At 68.6% G+C, this 19,577-nt stretch carries 21 protein-coding genes; 12 read left to right on the forward strand and 9 right to left on the reverse strand.

Annotation, left to right across the window (positions count from 1 at the left end):
* Position 1 precedes the first annotated feature (1 nt).
* The 3 genes from ACWIGU_RS05695 (at position 2) to ACWIGU_RS05705 (ending at position 2,515) form a co-directional block, all read left to right on the forward strand.
* Positions 2 to 1,051, forward strand: coding sequence for a family 2 encapsulin nanocompartment cargo protein terpene cyclase (locus ACWIGU_RS05695; protein WP_454397776.1), 1,050 nt, complete (start codon positions 2 to 4; stop codon positions 1,049 to 1,051).
* Between the two features lie 83 nt (positions 1,052 to 1,134).
* Positions 1,135 to 2,010 (forward strand): geranyl diphosphate 2-C-methyltransferase, encoded by an 876-nt coding sequence (locus ACWIGU_RS05700; RefSeq protein WP_454397778.1) that lies wholly within the window; start codon positions 1,135 to 1,137, stop codon positions 2,008 to 2,010.
* Positions 2,011 to 2,134: 124 nt separating this feature from the next.
* The gene (locus ACWIGU_RS05705) at positions 2,135 to 2,515 is read left to right on the forward strand and encodes an NUDIX hydrolase (RefSeq protein WP_454397780.1); all 381 of its coding nucleotides are present in this window, start codon (positions 2,135 to 2,137) and stop codon (positions 2,513 to 2,515) included.
* A 28-nt stretch (positions 2,516 to 2,543) separates the two neighbouring features.
* Here ACWIGU_RS05705 and ACWIGU_RS05710 read toward each other — a convergent pair whose 3' ends face one another.
* Positions 2,544 to 2,723 (reverse strand): hypothetical protein, encoded by a 180-nt coding sequence (locus ACWIGU_RS05710; RefSeq protein ID WP_100593497.1) that lies wholly within the window; start codon positions 2,721 to 2,723, stop codon positions 2,544 to 2,546.
* A gap of 213 nt (positions 2,724 to 2,936) precedes the next feature.
* Here ACWIGU_RS05710 and ACWIGU_RS05715 point away from each other — a divergent pair, with 213 nt between their 5' ends.
* On the forward strand, positions 2,937 to 4,121 hold the full coding sequence (locus ACWIGU_RS05715) for a baeRF3 domain-containing protein (RefSeq protein ID WP_454397782.1): 1,185 nt from the start codon (positions 2,937 to 2,939) through the stop codon (positions 4,119 to 4,121).
* 93 nt (positions 4,122 to 4,214) lie between these two features.
* Here ACWIGU_RS05715 and ACWIGU_RS05720 read toward each other — a convergent pair whose 3' ends face one another.
* A complete protein-coding gene (locus ACWIGU_RS05720; RefSeq protein ID WP_453775577.1) occupies positions 4,215 to 4,433 on the reverse strand; it encodes a DUF1918 domain-containing protein in 219 nt (72 codons plus the stop codon).
* A gap of 200 nt (positions 4,434 to 4,633) precedes the next feature.
* On the opposite strand from ACWIGU_RS05720, the gene ACWIGU_RS05725 reads away from it, so the two are divergent.
* The 3 genes from ACWIGU_RS05725 to ACWIGU_RS05735 all read left to right on the forward strand — a co-directional run bounded on the left by ACWIGU_RS05725 (position 4,634) and on the right by ACWIGU_RS05735 (position 9,992).
* Positions 4,634 to 6,172, forward strand: a complete 1,539-nt coding sequence (locus tag ACWIGU_RS05725) for a cytochrome ubiquinol oxidase subunit I (protein ID WP_454397784.1) — start codon at positions 4,634 to 4,636, stop codon at positions 6,170 to 6,172.
* Positions 6,173 to 6,184: 12 nt separating this feature from the next.
* A complete protein-coding gene (cydB, locus tag ACWIGU_RS05730) occupies positions 6,185 to 7,186 on the forward strand; it encodes a cytochrome d ubiquinol oxidase subunit II (protein WP_454397786.1) in 1,002 nt (333 codons plus the stop codon).
* A gap of 493 nt (positions 7,187 to 7,679) precedes the next feature.
* The gene (locus ACWIGU_RS05735; protein WP_454397788.1) at positions 7,680 to 9,992 is read left to right on the forward strand and encodes an FdhF/YdeP family oxidoreductase; all 2,313 of its coding nucleotides are present in this window, start codon (positions 7,680 to 7,682) and stop codon (positions 9,990 to 9,992) included.
* A 98-nt stretch (positions 9,993 to 10,090) separates the two neighbouring features.
* On the opposite strand, the gene ACWIGU_RS05740 is transcribed toward ACWIGU_RS05735, so the two are convergent.
* Positions 10,091 to 11,518: a phytoene desaturase family protein gene (locus ACWIGU_RS05740; RefSeq protein ID WP_454397790.1), complete on the reverse strand. Its 1,428-nt coding sequence runs from the start codon at positions 11,516 to 11,518 to the stop codon at positions 10,091 to 10,093.
* Positions 11,515 to 11,685, reverse strand: a complete 171-nt coding sequence (locus ACWIGU_RS05745) for a hypothetical protein (RefSeq protein WP_454398599.1) — start codon at positions 11,683 to 11,685, stop codon at positions 11,515 to 11,517. Before ACWIGU_RS05745 ends, ACWIGU_RS05740 begins: the two co-directional genes overlap by 4 nt.
* Between ACWIGU_RS05745 and ACWIGU_RS05750 the strand changes: the two genes are divergently transcribed.
* Entirely contained in the window at positions 11,656 to 11,841 is a 186-nt protein-coding gene (locus ACWIGU_RS05750; RefSeq protein ID WP_454398648.1) for a hypothetical protein, read from the forward strand. The two genes, ACWIGU_RS05745 and ACWIGU_RS05750, sit on opposite strands and share 30 nt — an antisense overlap.
* A gap of 50 nt (positions 11,842 to 11,891) precedes the next feature.
* On the opposite strand, the gene ACWIGU_RS05755 is transcribed toward ACWIGU_RS05750, so the two are convergent.
* From ACWIGU_RS05755 to ACWIGU_RS05765, 3 genes are all read right to left on the reverse strand, one after another.
* On the reverse strand, positions 11,892 to 12,533 hold the full coding sequence (locus ACWIGU_RS05755) for a DUF4232 domain-containing protein (protein WP_454397792.1): 642 nt from the start codon (positions 12,531 to 12,533) through the stop codon (positions 11,892 to 11,894).
* Positions 12,534 to 12,805: 272 nt separating this feature from the next.
* Entirely contained in the window at positions 12,806 to 13,153 is a 348-nt protein-coding gene (locus tag ACWIGU_RS05760) for a GNAT family N-acetyltransferase (protein ID WP_454397794.1), read from the reverse strand.
* Positions 13,154 to 13,172: 19 nt separating this feature from the next.
* On the reverse strand, positions 13,173 to 14,162 hold the full coding sequence (locus ACWIGU_RS05765; RefSeq protein WP_454397796.1) for a pirin family protein: 990 nt from the start codon (positions 14,160 to 14,162) through the stop codon (positions 13,173 to 13,175).
* A 122-nt stretch (positions 14,163 to 14,284) separates the two neighbouring features.
* Between ACWIGU_RS05765 and ACWIGU_RS05770 the strand changes: the two genes are divergently transcribed.
* The 3 genes from ACWIGU_RS05770 (at position 14,285) to ACWIGU_RS05780 (ending at position 16,227) form a co-directional block, all read left to right on the forward strand.
* Positions 14,285 to 14,767, forward strand: a complete 483-nt coding sequence (locus ACWIGU_RS05770) for a carboxymuconolactone decarboxylase family protein (RefSeq protein ID WP_454397798.1) — start codon at positions 14,285 to 14,287, stop codon at positions 14,765 to 14,767.
* Between the two features lie 89 nt (positions 14,768 to 14,856).
* Complete coding sequence (gene cpt / locus ACWIGU_RS05775; protein ID WP_454397800.1) at positions 14,857 to 15,390, forward strand: chloramphenicol phosphotransferase CPT; 534 nt, start codon at positions 14,857 to 14,859, stop codon at positions 15,388 to 15,390.
* A gap of 57 nt (positions 15,391 to 15,447) precedes the next feature.
* The gene (locus tag ACWIGU_RS05780) at positions 15,448 to 16,227 is read left to right on the forward strand and encodes an SDR family NAD(P)-dependent oxidoreductase (protein ID WP_454397802.1); all 780 of its coding nucleotides are present in this window, start codon (positions 15,448 to 15,450) and stop codon (positions 16,225 to 16,227) included.
* A 106-nt stretch (positions 16,228 to 16,333) separates the two neighbouring features.
* Here ACWIGU_RS05780 and ACWIGU_RS05785 read toward each other — a convergent pair whose 3' ends face one another.
* Positions 16,334 to 16,927, reverse strand: a complete 594-nt coding sequence (locus ACWIGU_RS05785; protein WP_454397804.1) for a DinB family protein — start codon at positions 16,925 to 16,927, stop codon at positions 16,334 to 16,336.
* Positions 16,928 to 17,086: 159 nt separating this feature from the next.
* Here ACWIGU_RS05785 and ACWIGU_RS05790 point away from each other — a divergent pair, with 159 nt between their 5' ends.
* Positions 17,087 to 18,571: a hypothetical protein gene (locus ACWIGU_RS05790; protein WP_454398601.1), complete on the forward strand. Its 1,485-nt coding sequence runs from the start codon at positions 17,087 to 17,089 to the stop codon at positions 18,569 to 18,571.
* Between the two features lie 63 nt (positions 18,572 to 18,634).
* Here ACWIGU_RS05790 and ACWIGU_RS05795 read toward each other — a convergent pair whose 3' ends face one another.
* Positions 18,635 to 19,423, reverse strand: a complete 789-nt coding sequence (locus ACWIGU_RS05795) for an oxidoreductase (RefSeq protein WP_454397806.1) — start codon at positions 19,421 to 19,423, stop codon at positions 18,635 to 18,637.
* Positions 19,424 to 19,577: the final 154 nt, after the last annotated feature.

Here is a 19,577-nt window from a genome sequence, read left to right on the forward strand (position 1 = left end):
GATGAGCGCACCGCCCGACACCACCGCCCCGTTCTCGCCGCCGGGGCCGCCCAACCTGGCGCACGCCCTGCAGACACGACGCGGCGGCGCGGTCCCCGGGCTGCGTCACCAGCCGGCGGTGCCCGCCGACCCCGTGAAGGTCGAGGAGGTCGACCGCAGGCTGGAGATCTGGGCCCGCGGTCTCGATCTGTTCCCCGAGGCGTGGTTCGAGGACTTCGCGAGCTTCCAGGTCGGGCGGGCCGTGGTGCTCCAGCACCCCGGGGCGGCCGACCTGGACCGCCTCACCGCCGCGGGCAAGCTGCTGCTCGCCGAGAACATGGTCGACGACTGCTACTGCGAGGACAGGGGCGGATCACCGCGCGGCCTCGGCGGCCGGCTGATCATGGCGCAGTCCGCGATCGATCCGTACCACGGGACACCCGAGGCGGAGGCGCAGTGGCGCCACGGCGTGCAGGCCGACGGCCCGCTGCGCTCGTACCACGTGGCCTTCCAGGACTACGCCGCCTTCGCCACACCCAGCCAGGCATCCCGCTTCGTCCACGACATCGCGCGGCTGCACCTCGGGTACCTCGCCGAGGCCGCCTGGGCGGAGACCCGGCACATGCCGCGCGTGTGGGAGTACCTGGTCATGCGGCAGTTCAACAACTTCCGCCCCTGTCTGTCCCTCGTCGACGCGGTAGACGGCTACGAACTGCCCGAGGCCGTCTACGCCCGGCCCGAGATCCAGCGGGTCACGGCGCTGGCGTGCAACGCGACGACGCTCGTCAACGACCTGTACTCCTTCACCAAGGAACTGGCCAACGACCCCACCCACCTCAACCTGCCGCAGGTCGTCGCGGCCAACGAACGGTGCGGCCTCAAGGCCGCCTACCTCAAGTCCGTCGACATCCACAACGAGATCCAGACGGCCTTCGAAGAGGAGGCCGCGCTCCTGGCCGCCATGTCACCCCTCGTCGAGCGGTACGTCCAGGGCCTCGGCACCTGGGTGGCCGGCAATCACGAGTGGCACGCCACGAACAGCCACCGCTACCACCTGCCCAACTACTGGTAGCCGCCCGCGCTCCGGTCCAGCCACTCGGACCCGAAAGTCCGTTTCACCCGATCCACCGTCAGATGCACTGCGAGGAGTACCTGTTGACCACCGCTCCCCACTTCACCCCGGCCGCTGCGCTGCCGACCCAGTCCACGTACCAGTCCCGTGTCGCCGAATACTGGAACGCCGAGGAAAACCCGGTCAACCTCGAACTCGGCAAGATCGACGACCTGTACCACCACCACTACGGGATCGGACCCGCGGACAACTCGGTGCTCGACGAGCCCGACCCCATGCGGCGCAACGACCGGATCACCGCCGAGCTGCACCGGCTCGAACACGCCCAGGCCAACTGCCTCGCCGACCACCTCGGGCCGCTCACCGCCAGCGACCGGGCCTTCGACGCCGGCTGCGGACGCGGCGGCGGCAGTGTCGTGGCGCATCTGCGGTACGGCTGCGAGACCGACGGCGTCACCATCTCGGCCAAACAGGCGGACTTCGCCAACGCCCAGGCCGCCAAGCGCGGCATCGACGGCCAGGTCCGCTACCACCACCGCAACATGCTCGACACCGGTCTGCCGACCGGCGCGTTCGGCGCGTCGTGGAACAACGAGTCGACCATGTACGTCGAGCTGGAGCTGCTCTTCGCCGAACATGCCCGGCTGCTGCGCCGCGGCGGCCGGTACGTGGTCATCACCGGCTGCTACAACGACAGTTACGGCAGGGCGTCGCGCGAGGTGTCCCTGATCAACGCCCACTACATCTGCGACATCCACCCGCGGTCGGAGTACTTCCGCGCCATGGCCCGCAACCGTCTGGTCCCCGTGCACGTCGAGGACCTCACCGAGGCCGCGCTGCCGTACTGGGAACTGCGCAAGCAGGCCGACCATCTGGTCACCGGCATCGAGGACACGTTCCTCACCGCGTACAAGAACGGCAGTTTCCAGTACCTGATGATCGTCGCCGACCGCGTCTGACTCCGGCCCCGCCCTGATCCCCGATCCGGCGACGTCAGCGTGAACCGACCTTCGTGGGGTAGGTAAGCAAGGCCCGCACACCGGGCGGACGGATCACGCGGAACAGGGAGAGGGCGGTCGGACCATGGCGCTGGAGCAGGCGACCCACCACGGCATGGTGCAGGCGGTCGTCATCCACAACGGACGCCTGCTCCTGGTGGATCAGCCGGACGGCAGTGAGCTGCCGTCCGGCATTCCCGAGCCCGCCGAGTCGGCGGAGGCCACCGCCGCGCGCCTTGTGTACGAGCTCACCGGCTATCTCGTCGACGGTTCATCGACACTGGAACCGCTGGCGGCTCAGGAAGATCCCGGGCCGGCCGTCCTGTGCCAGCTGCTGACCGAGGACCCGTCGGACGGGGCACGGCTCGCGCCGGAGGAGATCCACTGGGTTCCGGTCGCGGCGGCCGTCGACGCCACGCCCCCGGGAGCCGTGCGCGACTACTTGGAGGGCCACACGCCCGGGTGAGGCCCTCCAACTGGACCGCCGGACCTCGTCACGGGGCCCAGCGGCCGTTGGCCTTGCGATGATCGTGGGGCTGCTGGGACTTACCGGGCAGCTGGTCCTTCGCCTGTTTGACGGCAGCCTGCGGGATCTGCGAGTGGAAGTACAGCAGCTTGCCCTGCCCTCGTGCACCTATGCCGTGGTGCCCTTTCGCCGGTGAGTTCTTGCTCATGACTCGGCACCTCGCCATCTCACATCGGCTTCGCGCGCCCGGAAGTCCCCGGTCGCGCATTCCGTAGATTTCACGGTACGCCGCTCCCGACGATGACGGCGGGTCGAGACGGTGACGCCGGGCCGAAGCGAACCACCCGGCAGGGCAGGGACCCCTTACCCGTCGGTCGGCCGTCCCCGCCCTGCGTGTCCCGGTGATCAATGCGACGCTGAAATGGTGCATACCTCCGAGCTGACTCCTGAAATCCGTGCCGCCCTGAGCAAGGAGCGGCCGTATCCCGCGATCACGTTGGTCACGCCGACCGATCCGGATTTCCCCTTCAGCGACAAGGACCGAATCCTCATCCGCGACCTGGTCACCGAGGCCAAGCGGCGGCTGGTGGACGACCCGGACGTGGAGCGGGAGACGAAGTTGGAGCTGCGGGACCAACTGCTGGATCCCGCGGAGATCGAACGCGCGACCGATCCTTTCCACCCGGACGACGCCATGGTTGTCTATATGGCCGTGAACGAGCCGGTCCAGGTATGGCGGATGACATCGCTCGCACCGGTGGAACCCCGCGTGGAATTCTCCACGGCATTCCTGACGCGGTACCTGGTGGCCGCCGAGCAGCGCTCCCGCCCGTACCTGGTTCTTGTCCTCGACCAGGAGATGTGCCGCCTGTACCACGGGTCCGTACGACGGCTGCAGGAAGTGGAGAAGAACGGGTGGCCGGACAAGCCGCAGATCCCGTCCCCCGAGGACGCAATTCCCGGGTCCATCCCCCACTCCACGCCGTACGAGGGGCATGAGGAGCGGGTCGAGCAGTATCTGCGGAGCGTGGACAAACGGCTGGGGCAGTCCTTCGAGGAGCACGACGGTCTGCCGCTGTTCGTCATCGGCGGCGACAAGATCCTCTCGACGTTCAGGAGCATCACCCGCTACGGGAATCTGATCGCCGGGACATTGCCGCTCACGGGCATGGACAAGGAATCGGCCCCGGATCTGGAGAAGCGGCTTCAGCCGGTCCTCGCCGACTTCTACGCCAAGCAGGTCGCCGAAGCCGTCTCCGAGCTGAGCGAAGCGCGTGGACAGGGCAAGTACGTCGGCGGCGCGCCGGAGGTGTGGACCTCGGTCGCCGACAAGCGCGTGCGCCGCCTGGTGGTGGAAGAGGGGCTGATGCTGGCGGGCCGCATCACCGAGGACGACCGCGTCCTGGAGCTCGTGGACGTACCGAAGCCGGTGACGTTGCCGGACCCGAAGAAGGACATGGAACCGTCGGCGCACGCACTTGGCGTGGCCACCGACATCGTCGAGCGACTCGTGGACAACGCGATCGCGGCCGACGCCGGGGTTTTGTTCGTGCCCGACGGGACGCTCCGGGAGGCCGGCGGCGTTGCGGCGCTGCTGCGCTACTGATCCCCACGTCCGGGAGCACGAGCGCGCGAGAGCACGAGAGACGGGGAGCCCTCAGTGAGGGCTCCCCGTCTCTCGTGTCTGTTTCCGCGCAATCTAGAGATACGGCGAACCGGATACATCGACCACGTGCGTGTGGCGCTTGCAGTGTGCCTTTTCTACGTCCGGCCCCGGCGCGACCACAGCGGTATGGCCGTCCGAAAAGGCCACTTGGTAAAGATCACGATTCGTGCCGGAGATGATCTCCTCGACCCTTACGGTCCTGTCACCCCCGAGGCCGTGCAGGGTCAGATAATCGCCCTTCTTGGCTTCCATGTGATCAGCCTCTAATGCTGACAGCTTCCGACGCCTCTGATGGGGGCACCGTTTCCACTCAATCCCGATGGTTGCCGATCCGCAAGCGGAGCGGAAATTGGCCGCCTTCACCCGGCCCCAGCTCCACCCGGCCCGATGCCGCTTTGTGCTAAAGATTGCTTTTGCCCGAATGCGGGGAACTCCGGCCGAGAGAAGGTGCAGTGGTACTAGCAGTCGCTCAAGAGACCATGGCGCGATGGCAGTTCGGCATCACCATCGTGTACCACTTCCTCTTCGTCCCGCTGACGATCAGTCTGGCCTCCATCGTGGCGGGCTTCGAGACGGCCTGGGTACGGACGGGCAAAGCGAAGTATTTCCACGCCACGAAGTTCTGGGGCAGGCTCTTTCTCATCAACATCGCGATGGGTGTCGTCACCGGCATCGTCCAGGAGTTCCAGTTCGGGATGAACTGGTCCGACTACTCACGCTTCGTCGGCGATGTTTTCGGTGCCCCGCTGGCGATGGAGGCGCTGATCGCGTTCTTCTTCGAGTCCACGTTCATCGGCCTGTGGATCTTCGGCTGGGACAGGCTTCCCAAGAAGCTGCATTGCGCGTGCATCTGGCTGGTCGCCATCGGCACCCTGCTCTCCGCGTACTTCATTCTGGCGGCCAACTCCTTTATGCAGCACCCGGTCGGCTACCGGATCGACAAGGAGTCCGGGCGGGCCCAACTCACCGACATCGGCCGGGTGTTGTTCCAGAACACCACGCAGGTGCAGATGTTCCACACCGTTACCGCCGCGTTCCTCACCGGTTCCGCGCTGGTGATCGGCATCTCCTCGTACCACCTGCTGCGCGCCAAACGCGGCAAGGAGACGAACCGCCGGAACATCGCGCCGATGCGGACCTCACTGCGGGTCGGCCTGATCATCGCGGTGGTGGCAGGGCTGGGCACCGCGCTCAGCGGCGACCGGCTGGGCAAGGTCATGTTCGATCAGCAGCCGATGAAGATGGCTGCCGCCGAGGCGCTCTGGGACACGCAGGGTCCCGCCCCCTTCTCGATCTTCGCGATCGGCAACGTCTCCGAGGGCCACAACACCGTCGCGCTGGAGATCCCGGGCCTGCTGTCCTTCCTCGCCAAGGACAACTTCCACTCACCCGTCCCGGGTATCAACGACAGGGCCCGTGAGGAGGCGGCCCAATTCGGCGGTGAGCCGGAGGACTACATCCCGAACATCTTCATGACGTACTGGGGCTTCCGCCTGATGATCTTCTTCGGGATGACCAGCTTCGTGGTCGGTCTGATCGGTCTGTGGACCACGCGGCGGAAGTTCTGGCTGACACAGGCGCGCAAGACCGACGACGACGAGCCGCCGATGCTGATGCTCACCGACAGGGGCGAGATGAACACCTTCTTCACCAAGTGGAGCTGGCGGGTCGGCATCCTCACCATGGCGTTCCCGCTGGTCGCCAACAGCTTCGGCTGGATCTTCACCGAGATGGGCCGTCAGCCCTGGGTGGTCTACCAACTGATGCGCACCTCCGAGGCCGACTCCCCCGGCGTGGCCACCGGCACGGTGATCGGCTCGATGACCGCTTTCACCGTGCTCTACGCGGTACTTGCGGTGATCTGGGTGAAGCTCATGGCCAAGTACGCCATGGCCGGCCCGGACTCCGGTGAGCAACCGCCGACCAAGGACCCGACCCTGCGCGGTCCCTCCGCGACGGACGCCGACCAGCCCCTCGCCCACGCGTACTGAGGACGGATCGTCATGCACCTCCACGATCTCTGGTTCATCCTGATCGCCGTCCTGTGGATCGGCTACTTCTTCCTCGAGGGCTTCGATTTCGGCGTCGGCGTCCTCACCAGGCTGCTGGCCCGGAACAGCACCGAGCGCCGGGTCCTGATCAACACCATCGGCCCGGTGTGGGACGGCAACGAGGTCTGGCTGATCACGGCCGCCGGTGCGACCTTCGCGGCCTTCCCCGACTGGTACGCCACGATGTTCAGCGGCTTCTACATTCCGCTGCTGATCACTCTGTTCTGCCTGATCGTGCGGGGCGTGGCCTTCGAATACCGGGCCAAGCAGTCCGGTGCGCGCTGGCAGCACAACTGGGAGGAGGCCACCTTCTGGACGTCGTTGCTGCCCCCGTTCCTCTGGGGCGTGATCTTCGCGAACATGGTCCGCGGCCTGGCGATCGACGCGGACAAGTCGTACGTGGGCGGCCTCGGGGACCTGTTCAACGGTTACGCGATCCTCGGCGGCTTCATGACGCTGGTGCTGTTCGTCTGCCACGGCGCGGTCTTCGCGGCCCTGAAGACGCTCGGGGACATCCGTGACCGGGCCAGGACGCAGGCGATCCAACTCGGCGTGCTGGCGGGCCTGTTGCTGCTGGCGTTCCTGATCTGGACACAGGTTGAGTCGGGCAACGGCCGGAGTCTGGGCGTGATGATCGTGGCGTTCCTGGCACTGATCGGGGCGGTGGTCATGACCCGGCTCGGCCGTGACGGCTGGGCGTTCACGCTGTCGGGGCTGACCGTCGTGGCGGCGTTCGCGATGCTGTTTTCGGCCCTGTATCCGGACGTCATGCCGTCGACGCTCGACCCCGACTGGTCGCTGACGGTCTCCGACGCCTCTTCGTCGTCGTACACGCTGAAGGTGATGACGATCGTCGCGGCGGTGTTCACGCCGATCGTGCTGATCTACCAGAGCTGGACGTACTGGGTCTTCCGCCGACGGATCGGCGTCCAGCACATCCCGGCGGGTCACTGATCGCGCCACCTGACGATCCCCGGCTGCCGGCAACGGGCCGCACAGTCCTGCTCGTGGCCCGTCGCCCGGCCCTCCTCGCCATCGTCGGCAGACGCGTACACCTGGGCGTCCCCATGAGCGCAGGGAAGTGCGCACCGCGGAACCCCGGCGAGCGGGATCTCCGGACGGGCGGAACGGCAGCAGTCTTCCGGCCCGCGACGAGCTGAGGCCCGCGTCGTCGACACGTTCACCGGCACCGCCGAGCTGACCGTCGCCGGGGCCCGGCCGGCCGGGCCGGCCAGGGTCCGCGCCGCCGACCTGCTCCTGACCGGCCTCGCCGCGCTCTCGGCGGGCCTGATGCCCGTGATCCGTGAGCGGGGGCGGACGCCTTGGTTGCCGCGGGCGACGGTGCCCCCGGGGCAGGTGGCGCCCCTTGATCTACCGGCATAGCCTGACTGAAACTACTATTTTGTCGGCTTATGCCCGTAATCGCATGGTCGAAGGGTTGAGTGTCTTGAGCATCGACAGTGAGGCGCCGGAAGAACTGGAACCCAGTGTGGGGCCGCTCCCCAAGGAGGATCCGGAGTATCACCCCTACCACCACCCGGCTGCCGGCTGGGGTGCCGCGAAGAGCGTGACCCAGTTCCTCGTGCGCGAGCGCGAACTGGTGGACGGCCCGCGAGCGATCATGAAGATGAACCACGAGAACACGGGCTTCGACTGTCCGGGTTGCGCGTGGCCGGACGACACCAAGGGCCTGAAGCTCGACATCTGCGAGAACGGCATCAAGCACGTCACGTGGGAGATGACGCGCAAGCGCGTCGAGCGCGACTTCTTCGCCGCCCACACGGTGACCGAGCTGTTCGAGTGGAGCGACTTCAAGCTGGAGGACCAGGGCCGGCTGACCGAGCCGATGGTCTACAACGCTGACACGGACCGTTACGTCCCCATCAGCTGGAAGGACGCGTTCGAGCTGGTCGGCAGCACCCTGCGCGGCCTCGAGAATCCGAACCAGGCGTCGTTCTACACGTCCGGCCGGCTCGGCAACGAGGCCACGTTCCTCTACCAGTTGATGGCCCGTGAGCTGGGCACGAACAACCTGCCCGACTGCTCGAACATGTGCCACGAGGCCAGCGGCCGTGCCATGGAGGCGTCCCTGGGAACGGGCAAGGGAACGGTCGACCTCAAGGACTGGGAGAGCGCGGACGCGCTGTTCATCATGGGGGTCAACGCCGCCTCCAACGCGCCCAGGATGCTCACCGCGCTCGCCGAGGCCTATCACCGCGGCGCGCAGATCGTGCACATCAACCCGCTCGTCGAAGCGGCCGCGACCCGCACCATCGTCCCGCACGACTTCATGGACATGGCGCTGTTCAAGACAACCAGGACCAGCACCCTGAACCTCCAGCCGCGGATCGGCGGCGACATGGCGCTCCTGCGCGGCATGGCCAAGGCGGTCATCGAGGAGTCCAGGCTCGACCCCAAGGCGCTGGACCAGGAGTTCATCGACCGGCACACCACGGGCTTCGACTCGTACCGGCAGCTGTGCGAGAGCACATCGTGGGAGGAGCTGGAGCGGCAGTCCGAGGTCAGCCGCGACGACATCCTCAAAGCGGCGCGCGTGTACTGCGATGCCGACCGCAGCATCGTCAGCTGGTGCCTGGGCGTGACCCAGCACGAGCACGGCGTCGACACCGTCCGCGAGATCATCAACCTCCTTCTGCTGCGCGGCAATCTGGGCCGTGAAGGAGCCGGCCCCTCCCCGGTACGCGGTCACAGCAACGTCCAGGGGAACCGCACCTGCGGCATCGATCACCGGCCCGACGACGAGTTCCTCGACCGCCTGGCCGAGTACTGCAAGATCGACCCGCCGCGTGAGCACGGCCTGGACACCGTCGGCACCATCCAGGCCATGCGCCGGGGTGATGTGAAGGTGTTCGTCGGCATGGGCGGCAACTTCGCCCTCGCCGCACCGGATTCGGCGATCACGTACGAGGCCCTGCGCAACTGCGACCTCACGGTGCAGGTGAGCACCAAGCTCAACCGCAGCCACCTCGTGCACGGCCGCCAGGCGCTGATCCTGCCGTGCCTCGGCCGTACCGAGAAGGACCACCAGCGCAAGGGCGTCCAGAGCACGTCCGTCGAGGACTCGATGAGCATGGTGCACATGTCCGTCGGCATGAAGCGCCCCGCGTCGCCGCACCTGCTGTCCGAGCCCGCGATCGTCGCCGGCATGGCCCGCGCGGCCCTGCCCGCGAGCCCCACCCCGTGGGAGTGGTACATCGAGGACTACGACCGCATCCGTGACACCATGTCGCAAGCCCTGGACGGCTTCGAGGACTTCAACCGCCGCGTGCGCCTGCCCCTGGGCTTCCGCCTGAAACAGCCCGCCCGCGAACTGGTCTTCCTGACCCCGTCCGGCGGCGCGGAGTTCTCCGACGCGCCCCTGCCCGACGTCGTACCGGCACCCGGCACCCTGGCCCTGGGCACCATGCGCTCCCACGACCAGTGGAACACCACGATCTACTCGGACAACGACCGCTACCGCGGCATCAAGAACCTGCGCGAGCTCGTCTTCATGAACGAGGACGACATGCGCGAGCGCGGGATCTCCGAATTCGATCCCGTCGACATCACCAGCACCGCAAGGGACGGCAGCCACCGCTACCTCAACGGCTACCTCGCCATCCCGTACGACATCCCGCGCGGCTGCGCGGCCGGGTACATGCCCGAGATGAACGTGCTGTGCGCGCTCGTCGACTACAGCACGCAGAGCGACCAGCCGATCATGAAGCACGTCAAGGTGACCATCGAAGCGGCCACTTGAGCAGGAAGCCGCGCGACGCAGGGGCCCGGGCCGGGCTGACGACCGGCCGGGCCCCCGTCGCGTTCACTCGTGACATGGCGTCAGCTCGTGACACGGCGTCAATCGGATTGCCGGACTCCGAGGTGCCGCAGAGCGGACCTCGCCGCGCCGGCGCCGCACATGCCGTGTGCGCCGGGGCCGGGCGGCGTGGCGGCCGAGCAGATGAACACGCCGGGCAGGCCGGTGCCGTAAGGGTCGAACGCGGGGCGCGGGCCGAGGAGGAGGCGCGGGACCGTCTTGGCTCCCGTGACGATGTCGCCTCCGACGAAATTGGGGTTGGCCGCGGCGAAGTCGGCGGGCCGGGTGATGTGCCGGCCCACGATGCGTTCGCGTACGCCGGGGGCGAATCGCTCGAACTGGCGGAGGATCGCCTCGGTGGCGTCTCCGCCGTAGTCGTACGGGACATGCGCGTAGGCCCAGACAGGATGTACGTCGCCGACCGAGCGGGTGGGGTCGGCCAGGTACTGCTGGCCGACGAGGACGAAGGGGCGCTCGGGCATCCGTCCGGCCACGACATCCCGCTCCCCACGTGCCACGTCGGCGAACGGGCCGCCGAGGTGGACGGTGCCGGAGCGTCGCGCGTCCTCGTTCGTCCAGGGCACGCCGCCTTCGACGGCCAGGTCGACCTTGAACGCCCCGGGACCGCGGCGGAAGCGCCGGTAGGCGGACCGTACGCGGGCGGGAAGCCGGTCGCCGTAGATGCGGGCGATCTGGCCGGGGTCGAGGTCGAGGAGCGTCACGTCGGCGGGCGGGATCTGCGAGGAGTGGGTGATGTGTACGCCAGTGCGGATCGCGCCGCCGTGCTCGCCCAGTGCTTTCTCCAGGCTGCGGGCGATGGACTGTGAGCCGCCCTCGGCGACGGCCCATCCGGCGGCGTGCCCGGCGGTGAGGATGCCCAGTCCGATCGCCGACGTGAACGGGTGGGTCGGCGGACGGAACGCGTGCGCCGCGACGCCCGCCCACAGCGCCTGCGCCTGGGGGGTTTTGAAGAGACGTGCGAGGACGGTGGCGGGCAGGGTGGTCGGCAGGCCGAAGCGCGCGAGCAGCAGTGGATGCGTCGGGACGCGCAGCAGGGGGCGCATGACGTCCTGGGCGAGCGCGTCCCAGTGGCGCACGGGCGTGTCGAAGAGTGCCCGGTACCGTCCGGCGTCGGCACCGAGCATGCGGGCGGTGTCCTCGACGGAGCGCATCAGTACCCCCGCGCTGCCGTCGTCCAGCGGGTGTACGCAGTCGAAGTCCGCCAACTTCCAGCGCAGTCCGTGCCGTTCGAGGCCGAGTGAGCGAAGCGCAGGCGAGGTGACGGCCATCGGGTGGATGGCCGAGCAGTGGTCGTGCACCAGGCCGGGCAGGATGGCCTCGTGGCTGCGGGTGCCGCCGCCGACCTCGTCCGCGGCTTCGAGGAGCGTGACCTCAAGGCCCGCCTTCGCGAGCAGGGCCGCGGCGGCGAGCCCGTTGGGCCCGCCCCCGACGATGACGGCGGACGTCATGACGCCGTGTCCCTGGGCGGCGGACCCTCGACGGAGCTGCCCGCGCCGGGCACCGGCCGCAGCGGGGACAGGGACCGCACCTCGTAGACCGGACAGCCCGGGCCGTCGGTGGGCCACGGCTGCCGGGTCACCATGTCGTGCACCTTGACGTGTCCGCTTTCCAGCAGGCCGAGGGCGGCGTCGTGGACCTCATACGTCTGAGTCTGCCGGTGGACGGGACGAACTGCCGCCCGACGGCCGGAGACCTCCCGGACGTACACGACTTCGTGGCGGCGACGCTGGGCGAAGTGGCGCAGACCGGGCCACGCGGAGCCACCCCCTAGACGCTACGGACGTTCCTCACCCACCACCGCAGCTACGTGGCGCCCGCCGGTCACTTGCCGGTGCCGACGGGGTCGACCGTGATGGCCGGGCCGGAGCCGTCGGTGGCGGGAACGTTGATGGTGACGGGCAGGGTGTGGGAGTGCGTCTCATTGGGCGGGGTGACGACGAGGCTGGTGAAGGTGACGCCGGAGCCGCCGGAGTCGTTCGACGGGTAGTGGAGCGTGAAGCGGGTCTCCTCGCCCGGCTTGACGCTGACGCTCGGCGGGGCGAGCTTGCTGCGCTCGGCGCTGACGGTGCCGTCCTTGCCCTTCAGGTCGGCTCCGGGGAAACCCTTGAGGGTGCAGGTGACGGAACCGGTGTTCTTGAGGTTCACGATGAGCGTGCCCTCGGCCATGCCGCCGGAGCTGCTGAAGGCGAGGTGGGAGGTCTGGCAGGCACCCGTACCCGTTCCGGAACCGCCGTTGGAGGAACCCCCGGTGCTCGCGTCGGATCCCGCCGTGCCGGCGCCGTTGCCGGTCGATGCGCTGCTGCCGCCGGAGTCCTGAGAACCGGAGCTCTGGGAACCGGAACTCTGGGCGGAAGCGGAGGCGTCGTCCGACCCGGCCGGGGAGTCGTCGCCGCTCTGGCAGGCGGTGAGCGAGAGGCCCGCGGCGACGGCGATGGCGAGGAGGGAGAGCTTCTGGACGCGCATGGGGGTCCCTTTCAGGGTGTCCGCTGTCCGCTCAATCGTCTTGAGCGAGCCGTTCTGATCGTTTAGTTGATCGCTTGCCGATCGGCTTCCTGATCGGCTGTCGATCGCTTGCTGATCACTGAGACCCTGGCTGCGCGGGGGCCGTTCCGTTCGACCGGCCTCTAATACATGGCTGTTACAGACGCCCTGGCGGGCGGGATCCGGAGTAGGAGGTGCGTCCCCGCCCAGAACAGTGGGAATTGGATCCGGCGGAGCGCGGCCGACCCGACGGATCAGGCCAGTTCGGCCTCCAGCCACTGCAGGACCTCGGTGGTGACCGGGTCGGTGATGTCGGCGAACTCCTCGTGCTTCTTGAGGAACTTGGCCACGTAGGGGCAGACGGGCACGATCCTCTTGCCGAGCTTGCGCACGTCGGTGAGCGCCTGCTGGACCAGTTGCCCGGCCAAGCCCTGACCGGCATACGCCTCGTCAACTTCCGTGTGGAAGAAGACGCGTTGCACACCGTGGTCGCGGTAGGCGGTCAGGCCGGCACGTGCGCCGTCGACCAGGATCTCGTAGCGATGCCGCTCATCGTTCCGCTCGACGGAGGGAGCGGAGGGAACGGAGGAAGGCTGGGTCATCGAATTCCTTTGCAAGAGATCAGCGACGCGAGGGGTTCTTGCGCGGCGCGATGGTGGCATGGGGCAGAGATGGGGCGGGGAGGCGGTCTCCGGGGTAGCCCTCGACAGCGCCGAAACGCTCCGAGGCGCTCTCCCATTCCTCTCGCGCCCGGACGATGTCCTCGTGAGTGCGGCCGATGAAGTTCCACCACATCACGATCTCCTCCTCGAACGGCGTTCCGCCGAGAAGGACTGCCCGGGCCGTCTCGCCCGACTCGTTGACGAGGGTCAGCGTGTCGGCGCCGGGGTGGACGTAGCCGAGGTCGGCGGGGCGTAGCAGAGTGTCCGCCACACGGACGTCCCCGTGGTCCACGAGTACGCCGTGTTCGAAATCGGCGTCCACGGCGAGCGTGAGCGACGCACGCGGCGCGAGGGTGATCTCGGCGCCGAGAAGCGGCGTGAAGGTCGGCACCGGGGATACGGATCCGGCCAGGGCGCCCAGGAAGACCCTGATCTCGGCGCCCTCCGTCCGCACCGGCTCGGGCACATGGTGCTGGAAGTCCCGCCCGGTGTGCCGGTGTTCTTCGGGGAGCGCCACCCAGAGCTGGACGCCGTGCAAGGTCGTGGTGCGCGGGGTGGAGACCTCGGTGTGGCTGATGCCGTGTCCGCCCGTCATCAGGTTCAGTTCACCGGGCCGTACGTAGGCGTGGCTGCCGAGGCTGTCGCGGTGCTCGATCTCCCCGCTGAACAGCCAGCTCACCGTCTGCAGTCCGGTGTGGGGATGCGGGGCGACATCCATGCCGCCTGTGCGGCCGACGTCGTCGGGGCCGTAGTGGTCGGCGAAACACCAGGCACCGATCAGGGTCCGGGACCGCTGCGGGAGCGTACGTCGCACGGTCATCGCCCGTGGCCCGCCCAGAGGGACGTCGCGCGGGGCGAGCACGTCGACCCGTTGACCCTCGGCCGACAGCTCGCCCGCCACCCGGGAGCCGCCGTGCACCCCGACCGGACCTGCTTCCGCATGACTCATCGCGGCCACCTCCTCCAGTCATGATAGTTTTACATTCAACAACTTGCCTCGATCTTAGAACACGAAACGGCCCCATGTACACATCGGAGCAAGGGCCCGCGAGCGGCCCGGAGGAGTCCACGTTGAACCAGGCGACGGCGGGATCCACACCCCGGCGGATCTTCATCGACAAGCAGAGCCCCAAGGCCTACCACGCACTCGTGCAGACGTCGGAGGCGGTGCGAGCGGCAGCCGCGGACGCGGGCCTCGGCCGCGGGCTGGTGGAACTGGTCAACCTCCGCGTGTCACAGATCAACGGCTGCGCCTACTGCCTGCGCGTACACACCCGGGCGGCGCAGCGCGCCGGCGAGACGACCGAGCGGCTGGGCGTGCTGCCGGCGTGGCGGGACACGGAACTGTTCAGCGCCACGGAACGAGCGGCCCTGGGACTGGCGGAGGCGACGACCGCGCCGTCCGACGCCGTCGCGCAGGAATCCGCCTACACCGCCGCCCGGGCCGAGCTCACCGAGGATCAGATCTCCGCCGTGATCTGGGTCGCGATAACGATCAACGCATTCAACCGCGTATCGATCCTCAGCAAACACCCTGTACGGGCGGATGGCTGACGCATCGTCAGGCAGTCACCTCCTTGGTCATTCAGTCGGTTGCCGAAATTCGCTTCGGATGCCGTGGCGGGTGCCTCTACCCTGGCCCGGTGACGACTCAGGTGATCGTGTTGAACGGTGGGTCCAGTTCGGGCAAGTCCGGGATCGTCCGGTGCCTACAGGCGGTACTGCCGGATCCATGGCTCGCCTTCGGCATCGACCGGCTGATCGAGGCGATGCCCGCGTCCATGAAGGCATCGGGCGAAGGAATCGAGATCGCTTCGGCCGGCGCAGTGAGCGTCGGAGCGGTGTTCCGGGAGCTGGAAGCAGCATGGATGGAGGGGGTCGCCGCGACGGCCGGTGCAGGCGCCCGGATCGTCATCGATGACGTGTTCCTCGGCGGGACGGAGTCCCAGCAGCGGTGGCAGAAGGCTCTGGGCGGACTCAGCGTGCTGTGGGTCGGGGTCAGGTGCGACAGCGAGGTCGCCGCGGGCCGTGAGATCGTCCGCGGGGACCGCGCCCAGGGGATGGCCGCAGCGCAGGCGGAGACGGTCCACCGGGGCGTCGTCTACGACCTGGAGGTGGACACCACGCACACGGAGTCCCTGGAGTGCGCGCGGACCATCGCCGCCCAGGTCACGTGATTTTCCGCAGGTCGGCCCGGGTGCTGTCACCATGACGGCGCCGTCTAGGGTGCGGTCATGACCTCGCAGAACTACCTCTCCGAACTGTTCTCGCTCGACGGCCGGACCGCTGTGGTCACCGGCGGCAGCTCCGGGATCGGCAAAGCCATCGCCGGTGCGCTCGCCCGCGCGGGGGCGAGCGTGGTGATCGTGGCCCGCAAGGAGGCCGAACTGACCGCCACCGTCGACGAGTTGACGGCGCAGGGGTGTCGAGCGGCCTGGGTGAGCGCGGACCTGAGCACCCGCGACGGGGTGCGCGCGGCGGCGGAGCAGGCGGCCGGGGTGTTCGGCGAGCCCGACATCCTCGTCAACAGCGCCGGGATCAACCTGCGGCCCCCGATGAGCGAGCTCGGCGACGAGGTGTGGGACGCCACGATGGCGGTCAACCTGGAGGCACCCCACCTCCTGGGCCGGCGCTTCGGACCCGGCATGGCCGAGCGGGGCTTCGGGCGGATCATCCACATCACCTCCCAGCAGGCGCACCGGGCGTTCGTCCAGAGCGGCGCGTACGGGGTGTCCAAGGGCGCCCTGGAGGCGCTGGCCCGCTCGCAGGCCGAGGCGTGGTCGCCCCACGGCGTCACCTGCAACACGCTCGTGCCGGGCTTCGTCATGACCCCGCTCAACGCCCGCTTGTCGTGGGACCCGGAAAAGGTGGCCGCGCTGGCCGCCCGCACGATGGTCGGCCGCAACGGCCTGGCCGAGGACTTCGCCGGAGCCGCGGTGTTCCTGGCCGGCCCGGCGTCCGCCTACGTCACCGGCCAGGCAATCTTCGTCGACGGCGGATTCTCGGTTCACTAGGGAGTGTGTCCGGCGAATCAGGCGTCGCGGCCCCGGCCGCGACGCACCGGACACTCCCTAGCGGCCCAGGGTGGCTCAACTGTCGTACATGCCACATCAGTTCAAACTATGCCCCGTGGCCGGCTTCCCGAGCCGCCCGCTCGACCCGGCCTCGATAGTCCTCCCACCAGGCCGGGTCGTCCGAGGCCATGCTGTCGTTGCCCTTGTCCATCCCCGCGGCGCCGTCCATGAGTTCGCGGAGGATGTCGGCGTGGCCGGCGTGGCGATGCGTATCGGCGATGACGCGTACGACGGCATGGTTCAGCGTCACCTCGTCCCTGCCGCCGGGCCACCACGGCACCTTGCCGACGGTGTCCAGCGGCAGCGCGTCGATCGTCGCGTCGGCATGCGCCCACGCGCGCCGGTAGAGCTCCACGATGAACTCGCGTGACTCGTCGGCGGTGGCCCACATGTCCGCGTTGAGCTCTGCGCTCTCTTCGACCCAGGGCAGGGACTCACCGGACGGCCGCCCGAAGGTGTCACCGAGGTAGCCGAGTTCGACACTGGCCACGTGCTTCACGAGGCCGAGCAGGTTGGTTCCGGTCGGCGTCAGCGGGCGACGGATGTCGTACTCGGACAGCCCTTCGAGCTTCCACAGCAGGGCATCGCGGGCGGACTGCAGATAGAAGTGAAGGTCAGCTTTGGGCTCCGAAGCGGTCATGGGGCCAGTCTGCCGCCCGCGCGACCGTCGTTCACCCTCGTCAGCGAACAATATGAACGCTACTGATCGCGTCATAGGATTTCGCCTCGGCCGTCCCTAGCATCTCCCCCGCCGCGCAACGGTGCGCGCCGGGTGACGAGGAGCAGGCCCATGAGCACGATGACCAGACGCATCGCATCGGGTTTCCGCACAAGGACCGTGTCCGGTCGGCACCACCGACGCGCGGCGACGGTCGCAGGCATCGCGGGTCTGGTCGCCTGCGCACTCCCCGTGCCGGCTTCAGGTGCGGCCTCCGCTTCGTCGGCCGCCCCCGCGAGCAGGCCGGCCTCAACCGCCTGCCCCGCGAATCTGGCCGGGAAGGCCACCTGTTACACCGGCCAGGACCCGAACGGCGCCTACTACGCGATCGCCGTCCCCACCACTTGGAACGGCTCGCTCGTGGTGCACGCCCACGGCGGCCCTGACCTCGGCGCGGGCTCCGATCCCGAGCGCAGCGTGAACGACCTGAACCGCTGGGGGGTGATGGTGGACGAGGGCTACGCCTGGGCCGGTTCGTCGTACCGGCGTGGTGGCTACGGGACGCGGATGGCAGCCGCCGACACCGAGAATCTGCGTCGCCTGTTCGTGCGTGAATTCGGCAACCCCAGGCGGACCTACGTGCACGGCCAGTCCTGGGGCGGCAACGTCGCCGCCAAGGTCGTCGAAACCTACGGTGCTGCGAAGCACGGCCCGTACGACGGTGCCCTTCTCACCAGCGGCGTGCTCGGCGGCGGTTCTCGCGGATACGACTACCGGGTCGACCTGCGCGTGGTTTATCAGTACTACTGCCGCAACCATCCCCGGCCCACCGAGCCTCAGTACCCGCTGTGGGAAGGGCTGCGCGCCGGCTCGACCATGACGGCCGCAGGGCTGCGGGCGCGCCTTCAGGAATGCACCGGGTACGCCTCCGAACCCAAGGAGCGGACGGCGACTCAGCAGCGCAACCTCGACGACATCCTCGCGGTCACGAAGATCCCCGAGCGCACCCTCGAGTCACACCTGCGGTTCGCCACGTTCACGTTCCGCGACATCGTGCACAGCCGGCTCGGCGGGCGGAACCCCTTCAGCAATCAGGGCGTACGGTATTCCGGCTCCCACGACGACCGCGCGCTCAACGCCGGGGTCGAGCGGTTCCCGGCCGACCCGACCGCCGTACGCGACCTCTCGTACGACAGCGACCTCACCGGCGAGGTGACCATCCCCGTGCTCACCATGCACGCGATCGACGACCCCACCGCGTTCGTCGAGCACGAGGCGGCCTACCGGGCCAGTCTCCAAGGCGCCCACCGCGAGCGGCACTTGGTGCAGACGTTCACTCGGGAAAGCGAACACAGTGAGCTGAGCAACTCCGAGTACGCCAACTCGATCACCGCACTGGACGCGTGGGTGCGGACCGGGAAGAAACCGACGCCGAACTCGATCGCGGCCTCGTGCACCGCATTCGACGTCACGTACGGCACCGGCTGCTTCTACGACCCGAGCTTCTCCCCCAGCGCCTACGCGTCACGGGTCAACCCGCGTCCGGGCGGCCTGCGCTGGCCGGCCATGACCGCCGCCCAGGAGAAGACCTGGAGCCGGATCGACGGAGTGGGCATCGCACCCTGAGACCACCGACGTGACCGTGATGCCAGACAGGCCCCGAGGGAGACGGCCCCGCTCCCGGTGGTATCACACCGTGGTGATCATGCCTCCGTCGATGACGAAGTCGGAGCCGGTGACGTTGGCGGTTCGGTCGGAGGCCAGCAGCAGGACGAGCTCGGCGACCTCCTCGGGGTGGGTGAAGCGGCCGGTCGCGGCGTCCCGCGCGACGTGTTCGATGACCGCGTCCGCCTCAAGTCCCCCGGCCTGACCGACCGTTGCCGCGACGCCGTCCTTCCCCAGCCACAGATCCGTGGCGACCGGACCCGGGCTGACCGTGTTGACGCGGATGCCGCTCGGCCCCAGCTCCTTGGACAGCGACTTGCTGAAGCTCAGCAGCGCCGCCTTCGACGCGCAGTAGTCGATCACGAGCGGGTCGGGCAGGCGTGCGTTGATGGACGCCACCGTGATGATCGACCCGGCGGTGCGCTGGAGCATCAGCGGCAGCACCTCGCGGGTGGCGCGTACGGAGGCGAGGAAATTGATGTTCAGGGTGGTCGTCCAGTCCTGGTCGGTGACGGACGAGAAGCCACCGGTGCGTGTCCGGACCGCACCGACGTTGTTGACCAGGATGTCGGGCGGCCCGAAGGCGGAGCCCGCCGCCGAGACGAGCGCGGCAGGCCCTTCGGGAGTCGCCAGATCCACCTCGACGGCCTGTACGGATCCTGTCCGGGCGAGGTCGGCCAGTTCGCTGCCCACGTGGCGCGCCCCGGCCGTCACGCGGACCCCTTCGGCCACGAGGGCCTTGGTGATGGCCAGCCCGATGCCCTTGCTCGCACCGGTCACCACCGCGGCTCTGCCCTGCAGCTTCAATTCCATGGGACGCCTTTCTGCGCCGGGCGGCGAGCGAAAACCGCGCAAACGGGACGGCGCTTCACCATACGGATTCCGGCGGCGCACACGGCGCGACGCGCGGCAACGCCATGCGACACGGTCGAATGGGAGACGGCGACCTCCGGCGGGCGAGCTGCCG

The sequence above is a fragment of the Streptomyces sp. NPDC055400 genome, assembly GCF_053644375.1.